This window comes from Ferrovibrio sp. (genome assembly GCF_019636075.1).
In the GTDB taxonomy this organism is placed as follows: Bacteria; Pseudomonadota; Alphaproteobacteria; order Ferrovibrionales; family Ferrovibrionaceae; genus Ferrovibrio.
In genome coordinates this window covers 17882-37068 of record NZ_JAHBYG010000012.1, presented here as the reverse complement: position 1 = coordinate 37068, position 19187 = coordinate 17882, and the positions used below count along the sequence as shown (strand labels likewise).

Below are 19187 nucleotides of genomic sequence, written 5' to 3'. Positions count from 1 at the left end.
CAGGCTTAACGCCAGGTAATCCAGCCGCCAGCTACCATCTTGAAACAACAAATAAAAACGGCAGGCGAGGGAGCCCCGCCTGCCGCCAATTTTCCCAGTATTCAGAGTGGGTTCACACCCGTTCGATCACCATGGCGATGCCCTGGCCCACGCCGATGCACATGGTGCACAAGGCATAGCGGCCGCCGGTGCGTTCCAACTGGTTCAGTGCGGTGGTGACCAGGCGGGCGCCGCTCATGCCCAGCGGATGGCCCAAGGCGATGGCGCCGCCATTGGGATTCACATAGGTGGCATCGTCGGGCACGTTCAGGCCGCGCAGCACCGCCAGGCCCTGGGCGGCGAAGGCCTCGTTCAGCTCGATCACATCCATGTCGCGGATCGACAGGCCGGCTTTGGCCAGCACCTTTTCGGTGGCCGGGACCGGGCCATAGCCCATGATGCGCGGCGCCACCCCGGCTGTGGCGGTGGCCACCACGCGGCCGCGCGGGGTGAGGCCATGGCGGCGGGCTGCGAGGTCGGAGGCCAGCAGGATGGCGCAGGCGCCGTCATTCACGCCCGAGGCATTGCCGGCGGTTACCGTGCCGCCCTGGCGGAACGGCGTGGGCAGCTTGGCCAGGGCTTCCAGCGAGGTATCGCGCGGATGCTCGTCGCGGTCCACCACGATAGGATCGCCCTTGCGGGTGGGGATCGTCACCGGGGTGATTTCGGCTTCGAACAGGCCGGTCTTCTGCGCATGGATGGCGCGCTGCTGGCTGCGCAGCGCAAAGGCATCCTGGTCGGCGCGCGAGATATGGAATTGCTCGGCCACGTTCTCGGCGGTTTCCGGCATGGAATCCACGCCGTATTTCTGCTTCATCAGCTTGTTGACGAAGCGCCAGCCGATCGTTGTGTCGTAGATTTCCGCCGAGCGCGAAAACGGCGTGTCTGCCTTAGCCATCACAAACGGCGCGCGGCTCATGCTTTCCACGCCGCCGGCCAGCACAAGATCGGCCTCGCCGGTGCGGATGGCGCGTGCGGCCGCCGAGGTGGCCTCGATGCCGGAACCGCACAGGCGATTCACGGTGGCGCCGGGAATGGTTTCCGGCAGGCCGGCCAGCAGCAGCGACATGCGGGCGACGTTACGGTTGTCTTCGCCGGCCTGGTTGGCGCAGCCGAAGATCACGTCGTCCACTTCCTTCCAATCCACGCCGGGATTGCGCTGCATCAGCGCCTTGAGCGGAATGGCGCCGAGATCGTCGGCCCGTACACTGCTCAACGCGCCGCCATAGCGGCCGATGGGGGTGCGGATGGCATCACAAATAAAAGCGTCTGTCATTTGTCTCTCCCGAAGGTCTCTCGTTGACAGAGGTTGCTAATAAACACTAGTCGGCATGCACCGGCTTCGTGCGGCTCAATACGGCGGCATACAAAGCGGCATCCACATTGCCGCCGGAACACACGGCCACCAGCGTGCGTCCCTTGATGGAAATCTTGCCGGCCAGGATGGCGGCCAAAGCGGCGGCGCCACCGGGCTCCACCACCAGCTTGAGGTAATGGAAAGCAGTGGCCATGGCCACTTCCACCTCGGCGTCGGTCACCGTGAGGCTGCCTTTCAGATGGTCTCGCATCACGCCGAAGGTGATGTTGCCGGGCGCAGGCGCCATCAGCGCATCGCAGAAGCTGGGCGCCGCATCGGGGCCGTTGCTTTCGATCTTGCCGCTGGCCAGCGAGCGGGCGATGTCGTCGAAGGATGCCGGCTCGGCGCAATACACCTCGGCGCCGGGAATCCGGTCGTGGATCGCAAGTGCGATGCCCGAAACCAGGCCGCCGCCGGATGCCGGCGCCAGCACGGCATCGGCGACGAGGCCGCGCTCGGCAAGCTGGGCCGCAATCTCCAGGCCCACGGTGCCCTGGCCCGAGGCGATATAGGGATCGTCGAAAGGCGGCACCAGGGTCATGCCGCGCTCGTCGGAATATTTGCGGCCGATCGCCTCACGGCTTTCGGTCCAGCGGTCGTACAGCACCACTTCGGCGCCATAGGCGCGGGTGTTGGCGATCTTGATGGCTGGCGCATCCGACGGCATCACGATCACCGCCGGCGCATTGCAGATCTTGGCGGCATAGGCGCAGCCCTGGGCATGGTTGCCCGATGAGAAGGCGACGATGCCGCGCGCGCGCTGTTCGGGGCTCAGGCGGCTGATGCGGTTATAGGCGCCGCGGAATTTGAACGAGCCGGTAAGCTGCAGGGTTTCCGCCTTCACCAGCAGCCGCCCGCCCAGGCGCTCGTTCAGCAGCGGATGTTCGCAGAGCGGCGTGCCCAGCGCCACGCCGCGCAATTGCCGCGCGGCATCTTCCACATCGCGGATGGTGGGCAGCGTTACGGCTGGCGGCGTTAAAGGCGCGTTCATCGGCGGTTTCCTCAGGTTCTCAGTCGCTCAGCGTTTCTCAGTCGCCCAGCGCCAAGCCCTCGCGGCGCGGATCGACTCCGCCGAGCAGCCCGTTGCCGGGGCGCATCACTATATGCAGGCCGGAGGTCATTTCCAGGGTTTGGACCCGGTGTCCCAGTCTTTGCAGGGCCTCGGCCCAGGCCGGATCGGCGCCGGTTTCAAGCTCGGTGGGGCCATTGCGGCTGCCGAAATGCGGCTGCGAAACCGCCATCTGCGGAGAGAAGCCTCGATCCAGGATGGTGAAAAGGTTTTGCGCGACATAATTGATAATCATGCTGCCGCCGGGCGAACCCGCTGCCATCAGCAAGTCTCCCCTGGCATCGAAAACCAGCGTAGGCGCCATCGAGCTGCGCGGCCGTTTGCCGGGCTGTATCCGGTTGGCCACCAAACGGCCTTCGATCTCGGGCATGAAGGAAAAGTCGGTCAACTGGTTGTTGAGCAGGAAACCGGCCACCAGCATGCGGGCGCCGAAGGCGCTTTCGATGGTGGTGGTCATGCTCAGGCCATTGCCCTGGCTGTCGATGATAGAAACATGGCTGGTGCCGGGCAGATCGGCTTGCGGCCACAGGCCGGGCAGGGCGCCGCGCCGGCCCGGCGGGCTGCCGGCCTGCGCCTTGCCCAGGCTGGCGTCAGTGCGGATCAGCCGGGCGCGTTCGGCGAGATAGCCTTTGTCGATCAGGCCGGCCACCGGCACGGACACGAAGTCGCTGTCGGCCACATAGAGATCACGGTCGGCAAAGGCGAGCCGGCCGGCCTCGCTGAAGCGATGGATATCGACAACCGAGAATGCAGCGGATGGATTGGGGTCCAATGCCTCAAGGATGCCCAGGATTTGCAGAACGGCAATGCCGCCCGAGCTTGGCGGGCCGAAGCCGCAGATACGGTAGACGCGGAAACTGCCGCAGAGTTCGGGCCGCTGCTTGGGCTGATAGGCGGCCAGATCCGTGGCCGTCATGTCGCTGCCGCGCGCTTGCAGCTTGGCCAGCATGGCGTCTGCCAGCGGGCCGCGTTGCAGGGCCGCCGCGCCTTGGCCGGCGATCTGCCGCAGGCTTTGCGCATAAGCCGGGTTGCTGAAATGCGCACCCACCGCCAACGGTTTGCCATCGGGGTAATACAACGAGGCCGCGTCGGCATCGTTGCGCAGCAGCGGATCGACAGTCAGCAACTGATGCAGGCGCGGGGTGACGGCAAAGCCCTGCTCGGCGCGGGCGATGGCTGGCGCAATCAACGCAGACCAGGGCAGCCGGCCATGGGTCTTGTGGGCCATTTCAAGCGCGGCAACCGCACCGGGCACGCCCACGCTCAGCCCGCTGGGCACGGCTTCGGCAAAGCCCATCGGTTTGCCATCGGGTTTCAGGAAGCGCTCGGGCCGGGCGGCGGCCGGCGCTGTTTCGCGGCCATCGAAGGCATGCAATTGTTTGTTGGCGGCATCCCAATACAGGATCAGCGCGCCGCCGCCGATGCCCGATGATTGCGGCTCCACCAGGCCCAGCATCATCTGCGCCGCCACTGCGGCATCCAGCGCGTTGCCGCCCCGCCGCAGCATCGCCACGGCTGCCTCCGTTGCCAGCGGATGCGCCGTGGCCGCCATGTATGTGCGGGCGCGCGCCTCGGCTTTTTCCTGGCGCTGGCTGGCGGCTTCCGGTGCCGGCTGGGCGAAAGCGGGGATTGCGATGAAAAGCCAGCCCAGCAGGGCGGCGGGCCGGATCAGAGGCGCTATGCGATCAACAGCCCACATTGGCTGCACAGGCCCGGCGTTGCAGGCCGCGCATATCGGCCAGCAGGCGTTCGGTGGTGGGGGCTTGGCCGCCCAGCAAGGCGCGATAGACCTGCACGCTTTCCAGTACACGCTGCACGTAGTTGCGGGTTTCGGAGAACGGGATCAACTCGATCCAATCCACCGGGTCGATGCCATCCAGGCGCGGATCGCCCCAATCCTTGATCCAGCGCCGCACCCGCGCCTCGCCGGCATTATAGCCGGCCAGCGCCAGCACATAATTGTGATCCCAGTTATCCAGCAGGCCCTGCAGGTAATGGCTGCCGAGCTGCACATTGTAATGGGCATCGTCGGTCAGCTTGGCCGGGGCATAGCCGGTCTTCAATTCCTTGGCCACGCCTTTGGCTGTGGCCGGCATCAATTGCATCAGGCCGCGCGCGCCGGCCGGCGAAACCGCGAATTGGTTGAACTCGCTTTCCTGCCGGGCCACAGCCAGCACCAGAGCGGTTTCCGGCATGCGGGTGCGGGCCATCGGCTCCACCAGCGGGAAGGCTTCCTGCACTTGGGCCAGGCCGCCATAGCGCGCCGAGCGCTTGGTGGCAGCCACGGCAAGGTCCACGCGGTTCAACTGGCGCGCCAGGCGGGCCACCAAGCGGTGTTCATCGACACTTTCGGATGTATGCGCCAGCCGCAGGATGAAAGGCCGCAGGCGTTGCTCCTGGCCAAGCTCGACCAGGATTTTTGCCGCACGCACCACCGGGCGGCGGTTAAACCGCGCCACGGCCTCGGCGCTGGGTTCGGCTTCCTGGGGCAGGCGTAACTGCGCGCTTGGGGTCAGAGCGAAGCTGGCCAATTGGCCGTAGAAAACCGTGGCATGCTTCGAGGCCTGGCTATACCAGAGCCGGGCCTGTTCGCGGTCGCCCAATGCCTCGAAGCTGCGGCCCAGCCAATAGCCGGCACGGGCCTGACTGACCGGCGTGGTGACGGAACTGAGCAGGGCCTCGAAATGCTTCTGCGCAATGCGCGGTTCCTGCAACAGCCGCAGGGTGATCCAACCGGCCAGCCATTCGGCTTCCACCATGCTGTTGCCGGCTTTCAGGCCATGGCCGGCAGCCAGGCGATAGGCTTCCGAGATGCGGCCCTCGGCCATCGCCTTGCGGGCACGGAAATGCCGTTCTACCCACCATTTCTCGGCACGGCCCAGATCGTCGGGCGCGGCATAGAGCAGGGCTTCCACGATATCGTCCTTGCCGCGGCGCCGGTTCCAGCGCATGCGGTCGTAGGCCAGGCCGCCATCGGATTGCAGGATCTGCGGCAGGGAATCCGCCACGCGCTCGGCGCCATCGATGTTGCGGCCCAGCGCCAGCCTCGCCTCGGCGATGGCGCGCGCCTCGGGCGTCACGCGCGGCAGCATGCGGCGGGCGGCATCGTATTGCTCTTCCCACAACAGCCGGTCGAGCCGCCGGGCATTATCATCGGCGGTGAGCCGGGTGGAGAATTCGCGCCACAGCTCGGTTTCATCGGTGAGGCTGAGATTGCCGTCGCTCCACGACCGACGCAAAGCCGCCATCATCTCGGCATCGCGGCCCTGACGTTCCAGCGCCTCCGCCAGCCGCAGCCAGCCCAGGCCGCTTTCCGGCGGATAGGCCTTGTACCAGGCCAGGATGCGCGCATCGCCCACCGCCTGGGTGATGGCCTCGTCGGCGCGGCGCAGCAACGCCTCGCGCGAGGGCCAGTCGGGCGAGGTTTCGATGAATTGCGCGATCTGCTCGAACGGTGCGCCGGAATTGGTGGTCTGCAACCACAGCCAATGCACCAGCCGGCCGACCAACGGCTCTTTCGCGCGGCTGGCGATTTCACGCGCCTTGTCGAAACGGCCGGCGGATGCCTCGCGCATCGCCTGGCGGCCGAGGTCGCGGTCCTGCTCGCTCAGGATGGCAGGGTGCAGCGGGCTGGCCAGGGGACTGGTCTGGTGACTGACTTGGGGCTTGGCCTGGGACTTGGCCTGAGACTTAGCCTGGGCGGGCGTCTTGGCGGTACTTGCCGGTTTTTGGGCCTGGCTGGTTTTTGGTTTGGCCGGCTGCGCGGATTGTCCGGGTGCAATTTTTGCAGCGGAGGTTTTTGCGGCAGGCTTGGGCGCAGCCTGCGCTTCCGTGGCCTCGGCCGCGACAGACGGCAGCGCCAGAAACAGCACCGCGAGCAGCCCGAGGCTGCGACCTAACTCTGTGAATCGCTTGATCATCCTGGCCAGAATAGCATCGTTGGCAGAAAAAGCACGACCCTTGCCGCAGGCCCGGGCCGCGTTTATGGTGCGCGGAACAAATGGTTACGAGGATACGGCCATGTTCAAGGGCTCTTTCGTTGCGCTGATCACCCCGTTCAAGAACGGCAAGGTGGATGCGAAGGCATTTCAAGACTTGGTGGATTGGCAGATCAAGCAGGGCACCCATGGCCTGGTGCCGTGCGGCACCACCGGTGAATCGCCGACGCTGAGCCATGACGAGCATAAGCGCGTGGTGGAGATGTGCATCGAGGTGGCCCATGGCCGCGTGCCGGTGATGGCCGGTGCGGGTTCGAATTCCACCGCCGAGGCGATCGCGCTGACCAAGCATGCCAAGCAGGCCGGCGCCGATGCCGTGCTTGTGGTGACGCCGTATTACAACAAGCCGAACCAGGCCGGCCTGTATGCGCATTACAAGGCACTGCACGATGCCACGCGGATTCCGATCTTCATCTACAATATCCCGCCGCGCAGCGTGATCGACATGAGCGTGGAGACCATGGCGGAACTCGCCAAGCTGCCGCGTATCCGGGGTGTGAAGGATGCCACCGGCGACATCGTGCGTCCGCTGCGCATGCGCGAAGCCGCCGGCGACCGCTTTTGCCAGCTCGATGGCGATGACGTGACTGCGATTGCCTTCAACGCCCATGGCGGCGTCGGCTGCATTTCGGTGACCGCCAATATCGCGCCGAAGGAAGTGGCCCAACTGCAGGAAGCCAGCCTAGCCGGCGACCATGCCAAGGCGCTGGCGATTCAGGAAAAGCTGTTGCCGCTGCATCAGAGCCTGTTCGTGGAGCCCAATCCGGCGCCGGTGAAGTTCGCCGCCTCGCTGCTGGGCATCTGCGGCCCGGATGTGCGTCTGCCCCTGGTGACCACCACCAAGGAAACCCAGGCGCGGGTGCGCGCAGCCCTCAAGGCGGCCGGCATCCGCAAGAAGCGGTAAGCAGCCGATGGGCGCAGCAAAGCTCTCGGCCTCCAAGACCGTGGCCGAGAACCGCCGCGCGCGGTTCGATTACAGCCTTGATGAAGTCTACGATGCCGGCCTGGCTCTGCTGGGGTCCGAGGTAAAAAGCCTGCGCACCGGCCGGGCCAATATCCAGGATGCCTATGCCGCCGAGGAAAACGGCAAGATCATGCTGATCAATTGCTATATTCCCGAATATCCCGGCGCAAACCGCTTCAACCACGAACCCCGCCGGGCGCGGGCCTTGCTGCTCAAGCGCAAGGAGATCAGTAAACTTCTCGGCAGCCTGAAGCGCGGCGGCGTGACTTTGGTGCCGCTGACCCTATATTTCAACGAACGCGGGCTGGCCAAGCTGAAGATCGCCCTGGCGCGCGGCAAGAAGCTGCACGACAAGCGCGAGACCGAGAAAGAGCGTGACTGGAACCGCGAGAAGCAGAGGCTTTTGCGCGAGAAAGGCTGAAGCGTCATGGATGACGATTACAAGCCGGGCCTGATCGGCCAGATCAAGGACAAGCTGATCAATACCAAGCAGCAATGGGCTAAGGATGGCCGTTTGCTGACTGGCGAAGCGCCGGCTGCCCCAGGAGGCAGAAGGCTGCCGCCGGGCCAGCGCCTGACCCGCGACTGGCCGGTGCTGGATCTCGGCGTACAGCCTAACATTCTGCTCGATAAATGGCAGCTAACTATTGGTGGGCTTGTGGAAAAACCCACCAAGTTCACCTGGAATGATTTCCTCGATCTGCCGCAGACCGACACGGTGTCGGACATGCATTGCGTCACCGCCTGGTCGCGTTACGACAACCATTGGTCCGGCGTGCTGGCACGCGATCTGATCAAGGCTGTGAAGCCACGCAAGGAGGTGAAGCATGTCGTCCTCCAGAGCTATGACGGCTATGCCACGAACGTGACCTTCGAGCATTTCAGCGGCCCCGATGTGATCCTGGCCCATAGCTGGGAAGGCAGCCCGCTCAAGCGCGAACATGGCGGCCCGGTGCGGATGCTGCTGCCGCGCTGGTATCTCTGGAAATCCGCCAAATGGGTGAAGCACATCGCCTTCCTCGACCGCGACGCACCCGGCTATTGGGAAGTGCGCGGCTATCACAACGAAGGCGACCCCTGGAAGGAAGATAGGTACGGGTGAGAGCCCAAGAGCGTCACCACCGGGCTTGTCCCGGTGGTCCATTCCCGGCGGTCCATGGTTCAGTGGCTTTGCTGGGTCGGGCATGGACCCTCGGAATAAATCCGAGGGTGACGATTGGTGGGGCCTGAGCCTTTAATCCCCAATCATGCACACAATCGGTGTGTGATCCGATGCCTTTTCCAGCCCCCTGGGCGCGCGGTCGATTTCGCAGCTTTGCAGGCGGTCGGCGAGGGCCGGGGAGAGCAGGAAATGGTCGATGCGGAGGCCGTGGTTCTTGAACCAGGCGCCGGCCTGGTAATCCCAGAAGGTGTAATCCTGGATATTCGGGTGAAGGGCGCGCCAAGATTCGGTGAGGCCGAGGTTCAGGATTGCTCGGTAAGCCTTTCTAGAATCAGGATAACACAGCGCATCCTCGGCCCAACCGGCAGGATCGTAGAGATCGCGGTCGGTGGGGCAGATATTGTAATCGCCGGCCAGCAGGAAGGGCATGTCGCCTTGCAGCAGCTTGGCGGCATGCTTGTGCAGGCGCTGCATCCATTCCAGCTTGTAAGTGTATTTATCGCCAGGCCGGGGATTGCCGTTGGGCAGATAGAGATTACCCAGGATCACGCCGTTGATTTCGACTTCCAGGTAGCGCGCCTGGGGATCGTCGGGATCACTGTCTTGCAGCTTGGGAAGGACCGGCCGGGCGGCCTGGATCGGCAGGCGCGAAACCACCGCCACGCCGTTATAGCTTTTCTGCCCATGGGCCACGGCCTTGTAGCCCAGGCTCTCGAATTCCAGGGCGGGGAAGTCGCCGTCCTGGCATTTGATTTCCTGCATCAGCAGCACATCGGGCTGTACCTTGCCGAGCCAGTCCAGCACATTGGGCAGACGGGCCTTGATGGAATTGACGTTCCAGGAAGCGACGCGCACGGTCTGGCGGGCGCGGTCAGATAGCGAAGGAATTGCCGCAGCCGCAGCTGGCCGTGGCCAGCGGGTTGCGGATCTGGAAGCCGGCGCCGGAGAGGTCTTCCACGAAGTCGATCTCCGAGCCGCGCATATATTCGGCCGACAGCGTATCGATCACCAGGGCGGCGCCGTCGCGCTCGATGATCAGATCGTCATGGCCCTGGCTGTCGTCCAGCGTGAAGCCGTATTGGAAACCCGAGCAGCCGCCGCCGGAAACCGAGAGCCGCAGCTTCAAATCCGGGTTGCCCTCAGAGGCCACGATCTTGCGAATCCGGGCCGCCGCATTGGCCGAAAGCGTCAGCTCGCCGGCGGCAGGTGCCGGGGAGGGCGAGGCGGTCTCGGTTTGCAGGCTGGTCATGGGATGCACTTTCGGATCGGCTTTTGCGGGTTTACCAACGGTTTACCTTGGCGGTTTACCTTGCTGTACCAGTATTTAGGCGGTTTCTGCCGGATGTCAATTTATCCCTGGATATTCAGTAAGCTTGCCAGGATTGCCATGCCGGGGCCGTGTCGCTAGTGTCCGCCGCCCCCGATAGACTCGTTTAGGCCAGACCCGATTATGAACGTTTTCGCCGAATTTCGCCGCACGGTCATGCAAGCCGTGCAGACGCTTGCCGAGCAGGGCGACCTGCCCGCCAGCCTGCCGTTTGATGCCATTGCCGTGGAGCCGCCGCGCGATCCCAGCCATGGCGACCTCGCCACCAATGTGGCCATGGTGCTGGGCAAGCCGGCCAAGCTGGCGCCCCGCGCCCTGGCCGAAAAGCTGCAGCCGTTGCTGGCAGCCCATCCGGCGGTGACGGCGGTGGAGATTGCCGGCCCCGGCTTCATCAACCTGCGCCTCCAGCCCGAATACTGGCAGCAGCAGACCGCCGTGATCCTCAAGGCCGGCATCGGCTATGGCGACAGCCAGCGCGGCGAAGGCAAGCCGGTGAATGTGGAATACGTGTCGGCCAATCCTACCGGCCCGATGCATGTGGGCCATTGCCGTGGCGCCGTGTTCGGCGATGCGCTGGCGGCGCTTTTGGAAAAGGCCGGCTATCAGGTCTGCCGCGAATATTACATCAACGATGCCGGCGCCCAGGTGGATGTGCTGGCGCGCTCTGTTCATATGCGTTACCGCGAGGCGCTGGGCGAAAGCATCGAGATTCCCGAAGGCCTGTATCCCGGCGATTACCTGAAGCCGGTGGGCGCGGCGCTGGCGCAAAAATACGGCGACACTTATCGCAATGCGCCGGAAGCCGACTGGCTGCAAACTTTCCGCCAGGCCGCCACCGATGCCATGATGGCGATGATCAAGGATGATCTGGCGGCGCTGAATATCCGCCATGCGGTATTCACCTCGGAGCGCGCGCTGCATGAATCGGGCGCGGTGCAACAGGCATACGACCGCCTGCAACAGCGCGGCCTGATCTATACCGGTGTGCTGGAACCGCCCAAGGGCAAGCTGCCCGACGATTGGGAGCCGCGCCCGCAATCACTGTTTAAATCCAGCGAATACGGCGACGATACCGACCGTCCGCTCAAGAAGTCTGACGATAGCTGGACCTACTTTGGCGCCGATATCGCCTATCACGACGACAAATACCGCCGTGGCTTCCACAGCATGATCGATGTGTGGGGCGCCGATCATGGTGGCTATGTGAAGCGTATGAAGGCCGCCGTGAAGGCGATGTCTGGCGGCGAGGCCGATCTGGATGTGAAGCTGGTGCAGATGGTGAACCTGCTGGACGATGGCCAGCCGGTGCGCATGAGCAAGCGGGCCGGCACGTTCGTGACCCTGCGCGATGTGGTGGACGAAGTGGGCCGCGATGTGGTGCGCTTCATCATGCTGACGCGCAAGAACGACGCGCAGCTGGATTTCGATTTCAAGAAGGTGACCGAGCAATCGAAGGATAATCCGGTTTTCTATGTGCAATACGCCCATGCGCGCATCAGTTCGGTGATTCGCAATGCTGCCACGGAATTGCCCGGATTGGATGTTACGGATTCGGCTCTGGCCGGCGCCGATATGGGCCTGCTGAAGCATGAGGCCGAACTGGCTCTGCTGAAATTGCTGGCAAGCTGGCCGCGCCTGGTGGAATCCGCCGCCGATGCCCATGAACCGCATCGCGTGGCGTTTTTCCTGCAGGATGTGGCAGCCGGTTTCCATGGTTTGTGGAATGCCGGACGCGACGATGCGGGCTTGCGTTTTCTGCTGCCCGAGGAGCGCGAACTGAGCCGCGCCCGGCTTGGGTTGATCCGGGCGGTGGCGATTGTGATCGCATCCGGCCTGGCCGTCATGGGTGTCACGCCCGTTGAGGAAATGAGGTAGTCATGAGCGATCTGCGCACCGACCGGTCTTCGCGACCGGTTCCCACGCCGGACAGGGGCGTTCCGCAGCCGGGCGGCCCCAAACGGGCGATCACGGCCGGCATCGCGCTGGGTGCGGTGGCGGTGTTCGGCATCGGCATCTGGTTTGCCTACGACCAGGGTGTGAAACGCGGCGCCAGCGGCGCGCCGCCGTTGATCCGCGCCGATCAATCGCCAACCAAGGTGGCGCCGGAAAATCCCGGCGGCATGCAGGTGCCCAATCAGGACAAGCAGATTTTCGAACGCCTGGGCGGTAACCAACAGCAGAATGGCCAGGTGGAACGCCTGCTGCCGCCGCCTGAACGTCCGCTGCCTAATGGCGCCGGTGGCAACACATCGGTGGCTGCGGCACAGGCACCAGCCACGGCTACCGCCAGCCCAACCCCCGGGCCCACCGCCGGGCCGACCGCCGGGCCGGCGGTTACGATCCAAAATCGCCCGGCTGCGCAGGCCGTGCCGAACCAGAGCCCGAGCGCACAGCAGCCGGCCCCAGCAGCAGCGCCGCCGCGCACGGCCAGCGTGCAGCCGCTGAATCCGCCGGCGAATACTGCCCAGACGGCGCAACCGGCTGCGCGTGCTGCGGCCCCAGCGGCCCCAGCGGCAACGCCCGCGCCGGCTCAGGCCCCAGTTCAGGCCCCGGCAACCACGGCTTCCGCCGGCGGCAGCGCTCGTGTGCAATTGGCTTCCTTGCCCGAACAATCTCAGGCCCAGGCCACCTGGACCCAGCTGCAGCGCAAATTCCCAGCCGAGCTTGGCGGGCTTTCGCCCAGCTTCGAGCGCGTGGATCTCGGCGCGCGCGGTATTTATTTCCGTTTGCAGGCCGGCCCGTTGCGTGATCGTGCCGCCGCTCAGGCCTTGTGCGAAAAGCTCTCGGCCGCCAAGCAGGGGTGCCTCGTTGTCGGCCGTTGATTGGCAGGGCTTCGCGCCCATCGTTGTCGGCTGCGCCGGTCAGGCATTGACCGACAACGAGATAGCGCTGTTCAAGCGGCATCGCCCGCTGGGCTTCATCCTGTTCGCGCGCAATATCGATACGCCCGCACAGGTGAAAAGCTTGGTGGCGCAATTCCGTGCCGTGGTGGGCAATGCGCAGGCGCCGGTGCTGATCGACCAGGAGGGCGGCCGTGTGGCGCGCCTGAAGCCGCCGCATTGGCCGGTGTTTCCCGCCGGTGCGCGGTTTGGCGAACTCTATGCCGCCGATCCGCAGGCGGCTTGCGAAGCCGCTTATCTGAATGCGGCCGCGATTGCAGCTGAACTGACGGCCCTTGGCATCGATGTGGATTGCGCGCCGGTGGCGGATCTGCCGGTGGCCGGCGCCCATGATGTGATCGGCGACCGCGCCTATGGTTTCAGCGCGCAGCAGGTGGCCGATATCGCCCGTGCGGTGATGCATGGCCTGCTGGATGCCGGCGTGCTACCGGTGGTGAAGCATATTCCCGGCCATGGCCGGGCGCGCGCCGATAGCCATCTGGAATTGCCGCGCGTGGATGCGGATCGCGCCACGCTGGAAGCCAGCGATTTCCAGCCTTTCGTGCAACTGGCCGATAAGCATACCGGGGCACCCTGGGCGATGACCGCGCATATCCTTTACACCGCGCTGGATGTCGCCCAGCCGGCCACCACTTCGGCAAGGATCATCGCCGAGGTGATCCGTGGCCATATCGGTTTCGATGGCGTGCTGATTTCCGACGACCTGACCATGAAGGCGCTGGCCGGCGATGTCGTGTCGCGCGGGCAGGCGGCATTGGCGGCAGGCTGCGATCTGGCATTGCATTGCTCGGGCGCCTTCGATGAAATGCAAAGCCTGTTGCAGGCCTTGCCGGCAATGGATGCCCAGGCCGCCGCCCGGGTGGCCAAGGCGGCCGCGCGCAAGCCGGCAGCGCCGAAGGCTTTCAGCGCCGCCGACCGCACGAGGCTGGATCAATTGCTGAACCAGAATTTACCGCGCGCTGCGGCCGGTTGAGCATGGATATCGTCGGTCTGCTTTACACGGTTTCCACCTGGGTGTTGCCGGCGCTGCTGGCCATCACGCTGCATGAGGCGGCGCATGGTTGGATGGCCTGGAAGCTGGGCGACGATACCGCCTACATGCAGGGCAGGGTGACCTTCAACCCGCTGCGCCATATCGACCCGATGGGCACCGTGGTTGTGCCTGGCATGCTGGTGCTGTTGAAGGCACCTTTCCTGTTCGGCTGGGCCAAGCCGGTGCCCGTTGATTTCATGCGCCTGCCTTCGCCGCGCCGCGACATGGCGGTGGTGGCCATTGCCGGCCCGCTGGTCAATCTGGCCCAGGCCTATATCGCCATGCTGCTGTTTCACCTGATTCCCTATTTCGGCAGCTATACCGCCCCCTGGATCGCGGCGAATCTGCAAAATGCCATCCTGATCAATCTGCTGCTATGTGTTTTCAATATGTTGCCATTGCCGCCGCTGGATGGCGGCCGTGTTGCGGTGGGCTGGCTGCCGCTTTTCCTGGCCCGTCCGCTGGCCCGGCTGGAACGCTATGGCATGGTCATCTTGTTGATTTTATTGCTTGCTGTGCCTTTGTTGGGCCAGGCCATGGGGGTGGCGATCAACCCGGTGGGACAGCTGCTTTTCCCCATGGTGGCGGGTTTGGAAGACATCCTGCTTGTTTTGTCCGGCCATAGCCGGTAACACCCCTTTCGTGAGCGATATACCTGCCATTCCTGCTGAGTCCGTTCCTGCGCCAGACGCCGGGCCCATGCCCGATGCCGGAACCGTAGAGCCGTTCGAGCGCCCGACCCGCGATGGCCTGGCTGCGGGCGGTTCTGGCGAGCCTGTGGATATTGGCCAGACGCTACAACTGAACCTGGACGGCTTCGAAGGCCCGCTGGATGTGCTGCTGCTGCTGGCGCGCGAGCAGAAGGTGGATCTGCGCCGCATTTCCATCCTGCAACTGGCCGAGCAATATCTTGTTTTCGTGGCCGAGGCCCGCAAGGCGCGGCTGGAATTGGCGGCCGATTACCTGGTGATGGCCGCCTGGCTGGCCTATTTGAAATCCCGCCTGCTGTTGCCGGAAAAGGAAAAGCCCGGCGAGCCGAGCGGCGAGGAGATGGCTGAGCGCCTGCAATTGCAGTTGCGCAAGCTGGAAGCCATGCGTCAGGTTGCCGAGCAGTTGATGAACCGCGATCAGGTTGGCCTGAGCGTGTTCATGCGCGGCATGCCCGAAGGCGTGCGGGTGATCCGCAAGGCGGTGTATTCCGCCACGCTGTACGAATTGCTGAAGGCTTATGCCGAATTCCGTTCGTCGAAGGGCAGCACCGAGGTGCTGACCATGAAGCTGGCGCGCCGCCGCATCGTGTCGGTGGAAGAGGCGCTGGAGCGTTTGCGCAACATGGTTGGCGCGATCCCGGATTGGGCCACGCTGCAGGCATTTCTGCCGCCCGATATGGACGACCCCTTCACCATACGCTCGGCGATAGCCTCCACCTTCAATGCCAGCCTGGAAATGGCCAAGCAGGGCCATATCGAGCTGCGCCAGGTGCAGACTTTCGGACCGATCTATATTCGCCGCAGCACTGGCGCGCAGCCTGGGATGGGCGACGACGCTGCCCAGATTGATACGCGGGCCCAGGAAGAAGCCAAGGAAAACTGAGTCATGTCGCAGTTGCCCGAAACCGAATTGCCGGAAGACGAGATCGACGACACCGTTGCCGAGAGCAGCGAAACGGAGCTGGACGAAGTCTCCGAGGATGACGCTGGCTCTGATGACGGGGCTAGCTCTGATGACGCCGACGCAGACGGTGACGACGACAGCGAAGATGCGGCCGCCGAACCGGCCGATGCCGAAGTGGAATTCGCCGCTCAGCTGCGCGTAGTGGAAGCTTTGTTGTTTGCCGCCTCCGAACCGCTGGATGAAGCCAGCTTGCGCAAGCGCCTGCCCAAGGGCGCGCGCACCAAGGCGTTGCTGGCCGCGCTGGAAGACCAATACCGCCATCGCGGCGTGGTGCTGAAGAATCTGGCCGGGCGCTGGGCCTTCACCACGGCGCCCGATCTGAAGCATATGCTGGAGCATCACCGTGAGGTGACGCGCAAGCTGTCGCGCGCCGCCGTGGAAACCCTGGCCATCGTGGCCTATCACCAGCCGGTGACGCGCGCCGAGATCGAGGAAATTCGCGGCGTGGCGTTGTCGAAGGGCACGCTGGATGTGCTGATGGAAGCCGGTTGGGTGAAGGTGCGCGGCCGCCGCCGTGTGCCGGGCCGCCCGATCACCTATGGCACCAGCGACGAATTTCTCGTGCATTTCGGTTTGGAAACCATCGATAGCCTGCCAGGCCTGGAAGAACTGCGGGCCACCGGCTTGCTGGAGGCGCTGCCCAGCAGCGGCGGCCTGCCGATGCCGGGCGAGGCGATGGATTACACGCCGGAAGACCCGCTGTCTGAGGATGACGATGGCAGCGAATTCGTTGTCGACCCGCTGATCGACGAAGCTGAAAATGCTTCCCAAGCGGATTCTGAAAATGCCCCGGATACTGAATCGGCACCCAAAAATGCTTAATCGCGGGATGCCTGACCTGGGGTGAGAACACCATGAGCCTGACCCTGCGCCATGTCAGCCATCGCTACGGCGACCGGTTGGCGGTGGAGAATGTGGGACTGGATGTGGCGGCAGGCGAAATCTTCTGCCTGCTTGGGCCCTCGGGTTGCGGCAAATCCACCACATTGCGCATCGCTGCCGGCCTTGAAGCCCTACAACAGGGCGAGGTGCATATCGGCGGCAAGCTGGTGGCAGGCGACAGGATCAACCTGCCGGCGGAAGATCGCCGCGTGGGCATGGTGTTCCAGGACCATGCGTTGTTTCCGCATTTGACCGTGCGCGAGAATATCGCTTTCGGCCTCAGCCATATGTCGGCGCGCGAGCAGGCCGCCATTGCCGGGCAATGGGCGGAGCGGCTCAGCCTGTCGCGCCATCTCGCAGTTTATCCGCACAGCCTTTCGGGCGGCGAACAACAGCGCGTGGCCTTGGCCCGCGCGATGGCGCCGCAGCCGGCGGTGATGCTGCTGGACGAACCGTTTTCAAGCCTCGACAACCGTCTGCGCGATCGTATCCGCGACGACACCGTGGCGCTGTTGCAGCACAGCCGCACGCCTACCTTGCTGGTCACCCACGATCCGGAAGAAGCCATGCGCATGGCCGACCATATCGGCATCATGCAGGATGGCCGCCTGGTGCAGGTGGGTACGCCGGAACAGGTTTATGCCCGCCCGGCCACGCCTTTCGTGATGCGCTTTCTGGCCGAGACCAATGAATGGGCAGGGCGCGTGCAGGATGGGGCGTTGCTTACTCCCTGGGGGGCTATTGCAGCAAAGGGCCTGCCCGAGGGCGCTGCGGCGCTGGCCATGTTTCGTCCCGAAAGCCTATTCGAGCGCGACGATGCCCCGGTTTTCCGCGTGATCCGCGACCGTGTATTGGGGCCCTTCCGGCGCGTAGAAGTGGCAGCGGAAACCGGGCAGGGGGCAGTGCCGGAAAACCTGCTGGTGGCGCGTCTGCCGCCGGGTCCGCCGCTGATTGCCGGATCAACACTGAAATTGGCCATTGATCGCGCCGCTTGTATCGTGTTTTCGGGCACTTAAACCAGGGCCTGCGAATTGCGCCGGCATGGTTATGTCTGTCATAGTGCGGGCAGGGATTGGCGCCGGGTGGAGGCGTCGGGCCGGGCCTGCTTGGAACGGGCCTTTTGAAGGAGAAAGATCATGGGTTCGTTCAGCATTTGGCATTGGCTGCTGGTTCTGGTGGTCATCCTGATACTGTTCGGCGCCGGCAAGCTGCCCAAGGTGGCGGGCGACCTGGCTTCGGGCATCAAGAATTTCCGCAAGGGCATGAAGGAAGAGCCGGGTGACGAGGCCAAGGATTCCGCCACCATCCAGCAGCAGACGCCGCCGCCTGCCCCCGGTGCGAACCAGGGCAGCAGCACTGGCGCCAATGCCGGCGAAAAGCACTAACGCGTATTGCAACCGCCCAGGCTGCCCTGCGGGGCAGTCCGGGCCAGCCGAGTAAAGGCGTCGGGGATGTTCGACATCGCCTGGTCCGAATTGGGGGTTATCGCAGTCGTTGCGCTGCTGGTGATCGGCCCCAAGGATTTGCCGAAAGTCTTGCGCAGCATCGGGCAGTGGACCGCCAAGGCCCGCGCGATGGCGCGCGAGTTCCAGTCCGGCATCGACGACATGGTGCGTGAAGCGGAATTGGACGACCTGCGCAAGGCCGCCAAGGATGTGAGCAGCTTTTCGCTGCAGGATGAAGTGAAGAAGACCATCGATCCCGATGGCAGCCTCGAGCGTACGCTGAATGCCGATGCGCTGGCGAATGCCCCGAGCGGGGATGTGCCTAGCACCCCGGCAGTGCCTGCGGCTGAAACACCGGCCCCTGTTGAAGCCCAGGCTGCTGAAGCCCAGGCGGCTGAGACTCCGAAGGTCGAATCCCCCGTCGTTCCAGAGGCCGGGAGCCAGAAGCCGTGAGCGCGGACAAGACCCCAGAGGCGGATGAGGTTGAAGCATCCCGCATGCCGTTGCTCGATCATCTGATCGAGTTGCGCAATCGGCTGATGTATTCGGTGGGCGCGATCCTGATCGCCTTCGTGGTCTGCTATTATTTCGCGCCGCAGATCTACAACATGCTGATGCACCCGCTGATCATCGCCCTGGGCGATATCGAAGGCCGGCGCATGATCTTCACCGCGCCGCAGGAAGCCTTTTTCACCTATGTGAAGCTGGGCTTCTGGGCGGCGGCGATGCTGGCTTTCCCGATCATCGCCTCGCAGATATGGATGTTCGTGGCGCCCGGCCTCTACAAGAACGAACGCCGCGCCTTCCTGCCGTTTCTGGTGGCCACACCGGTGCTATTCACCATCGGCGGCGGTTTCGTTTATTGGTTCATCATGCCGCTGGCATTGAAATTCTTCATCGGCTTTGAATCGCCCGGCGGCAATGGCGGCATCCCGATCCAGCTCGAAACCAAGGTGAATGAATATCTTTCCTTGGTGATGACCTTGATTTTCGCTTTCGGCCTGGCTTTCCAATTGCCGGTATTGCTCACCCTGCTGGGCAAGGTGGGCATTGTCAGTGCCGCAGGCCTGGCCGCCAAGCGCCGCTATGCCATCGTTGGCATGTTCATTTTCGCCGCCGTGGTAACGCCACCAGACGTGATCAGCCAGGTCGGCCTGGCCGTGCCGCTGATCCTGCTCTACGAAATGTCGATCTGGGCGGTGAAGTTGATCGAGCGCGATCGTACCAAGCGCGAGGCCGCGGAAAAGGCCGAGCAGGAGGCCGATGAAGCGCCGCCGCCCAAGCCCGCTGAAACCGGAGAAACCGGCGCCAATCCGCCGCCGCCGTGATAGACCGCC

General features: G+C 64.2%; 19 protein-coding genes. 13 read left to right on the top strand and 6 right to left on the bottom strand.

Annotation, left to right across the window (positions count from 1 at the left end; genetic code table 11):
• Nucleotides 1–112 precede the first annotated feature (112 nt).
• Genes pcaF through KF827_RS07355 form a run of 4 tightly spaced genes read right to left on the bottom strand, consistent with a single transcriptional unit; the run spans nucleotide 113 to nucleotide 6385 of the window.
• Complete coding sequence (gene pcaF / locus KF827_RS07370) at nucleotides 113–1315, bottom strand: 3-oxoadipyl-CoA thiolase (protein WP_291002700.1); 1203 nt, start codon at nucleotides 1313–1315, stop codon at nucleotides 113–115.
• A 46-nt stretch (nucleotides 1316–1361) separates the two neighbouring features.
• Nucleotides 1362–2387 (bottom strand): threonine/serine dehydratase, encoded by a 1026-nt coding sequence (locus KF827_RS07365; RefSeq protein WP_291002697.1) that lies wholly within the window; start codon nucleotides 2385–2387, stop codon nucleotides 1362–1364.
• A 37-nt stretch (nucleotides 2388–2424) separates the two neighbouring features.
• Nucleotides 2425–4164 carry a gamma-glutamyltransferase gene (gene ggt, locus KF827_RS07360; protein WP_291002694.1) on the bottom strand — a complete coding sequence of 580 codons (1740 nt, stop codon included), beginning with the start codon at nucleotides 4162–4164 and terminating at the stop codon, nucleotides 2425–2427.
• The gene (locus KF827_RS07355; RefSeq protein ID WP_291002691.1) at nucleotides 4151–6385 is read right to left on the bottom strand and encodes a lytic transglycosylase domain-containing protein; all 2235 of its coding nucleotides are present in this window, start codon (nucleotides 6383–6385) and stop codon (nucleotides 4151–4153) included. The genes ggt and KF827_RS07355 overlap by 14 nt, the downstream gene beginning before the upstream one ends.
• Before the next feature lie 100 nt (nucleotides 6386–6485).
• Here KF827_RS07355 and dapA point away from each other — a divergent pair, with 100 nt between their 5' ends.
• From dapA to KF827_RS07340, 3 genes are read left to right on the top strand one after another with little or no spacing between them, the layout of a single operon-like run.
• On the top strand, nucleotides 6486–7367 hold the full coding sequence (dapA, locus tag KF827_RS07350) for a 4-hydroxy-tetrahydrodipicolinate synthase (protein ID WP_291002688.1): 882 nt from the start codon (nucleotides 6486–6488) through the stop codon (nucleotides 7365–7367).
• Nucleotides 7368–7374: 7 nt separating this feature from the next.
• Complete coding sequence (gene smpB, locus KF827_RS07345; protein ID WP_291002685.1) at nucleotides 7375–7848, top strand: SsrA-binding protein SmpB; 474 nt, start codon at nucleotides 7375–7377, stop codon at nucleotides 7846–7848.
• A gap of 6 nt (nucleotides 7849–7854) precedes the next feature.
• Nucleotides 7855–8529, top strand: a complete 675-nt coding sequence (locus tag KF827_RS07340) for a sulfite oxidase-like oxidoreductase (RefSeq protein ID WP_291002682.1) — start codon at nucleotides 7855–7857, stop codon at nucleotides 8527–8529.
• A 132-nt stretch (nucleotides 8530–8661) separates the two neighbouring features.
• Here KF827_RS07340 and xth read toward each other — a convergent pair whose 3' ends face one another.
• Nucleotides 8662–9444, bottom strand: a complete 783-nt coding sequence (gene xth, locus KF827_RS07335) for an exodeoxyribonuclease III (RefSeq protein WP_291002679.1) — start codon at nucleotides 9442–9444, stop codon at nucleotides 8662–8664.
• Nucleotides 9445–9460: 16 nt separating this feature from the next.
• Nucleotides 9461–9838, bottom strand: a complete 378-nt coding sequence (gene erpA / locus KF827_RS07330; RefSeq protein WP_291002677.1) for an iron-sulfur cluster insertion protein ErpA — start codon at nucleotides 9836–9838, stop codon at nucleotides 9461–9463.
• Nucleotides 9839–10039: 201 nt separating this feature from the next.
• Here erpA and argS point away from each other — a divergent pair, with 201 nt between their 5' ends.
• The 10 genes from argS (at nucleotide 10040) to tatC (ending at nucleotide 19178) form a co-directional block, all read left to right on the top strand.
• A complete protein-coding gene (argS, locus tag KF827_RS07325; RefSeq protein ID WP_291002674.1) occupies nucleotides 10040–11791 on the top strand; it encodes an arginine--tRNA ligase in 1752 nt (583 codons plus the stop codon).
• 2 nt (nucleotides 11792–11793) lie between these two features.
• Nucleotides 11794–12738: an SPOR domain-containing protein gene (locus KF827_RS07320; protein WP_291002671.1), complete on the top strand. Its 945-nt coding sequence runs from the start codon at nucleotides 11794–11796 to the stop codon at nucleotides 12736–12738.
• A complete protein-coding gene (nagZ, locus tag KF827_RS07315; RefSeq protein ID WP_291002668.1) occupies nucleotides 12725–13789 on the top strand; it encodes a beta-N-acetylhexosaminidase in 1065 nt (354 codons plus the stop codon). The genes KF827_RS07320 and nagZ overlap by 14 nt, the downstream gene beginning before the upstream one ends.
• A 2-nt stretch (nucleotides 13790–13791) precedes the next feature.
• Entirely contained in the window at nucleotides 13792–14481 is a 690-nt protein-coding gene (locus tag KF827_RS07310) for a site-2 protease family protein (RefSeq protein WP_291002665.1), read from the top strand.
• 67 nt (nucleotides 14482–14548) lie between these two features.
• On the top strand, nucleotides 14549–15442 hold the full coding sequence (locus KF827_RS07305; protein WP_291002662.1) for a ScpA family protein: 894 nt from the start codon (nucleotides 14549–14551) through the stop codon (nucleotides 15440–15442).
• 3 nt (nucleotides 15443–15445) lie between these two features.
• Nucleotides 15446–16345 (top strand): SMC-Scp complex subunit ScpB, encoded by a 900-nt coding sequence (gene scpB / locus KF827_RS07300; RefSeq protein ID WP_291002658.1) that lies wholly within the window; start codon nucleotides 15446–15448, stop codon nucleotides 16343–16345.
• 32 nt (nucleotides 16346–16377) lie between these two features.
• Entirely contained in the window at nucleotides 16378–17421 is a 1044-nt protein-coding gene (locus KF827_RS07295) for an ABC transporter ATP-binding protein (protein WP_291002656.1), read from the top strand.
• A 120-nt stretch (nucleotides 17422–17541) separates the two neighbouring features.
• Nucleotides 17542–17790 (top strand): twin-arginine translocase TatA/TatE family subunit, encoded by a 249-nt coding sequence (locus KF827_RS07290; protein ID WP_291002653.1) that lies wholly within the window; start codon nucleotides 17542–17544, stop codon nucleotides 17788–17790.
• A 66-nt stretch (nucleotides 17791–17856) separates the two neighbouring features.
• Nucleotides 17857–18303 (top strand): Sec-independent protein translocase protein TatB, encoded by a 447-nt coding sequence (gene tatB / locus KF827_RS07285; RefSeq protein ID WP_291002650.1) that lies wholly within the window; start codon nucleotides 17857–17859, stop codon nucleotides 18301–18303.
• Between the two features lie 44 nt (nucleotides 18304–18347).
• On the top strand, nucleotides 18348–19178 hold the full coding sequence (gene tatC / locus KF827_RS07280) for a twin-arginine translocase subunit TatC (RefSeq protein ID WP_291002905.1): 831 nt from the start codon (nucleotides 18348–18350) through the stop codon (nucleotides 19176–19178).
• Nucleotides 19179–19187: the final 9 nt, after the last annotated feature.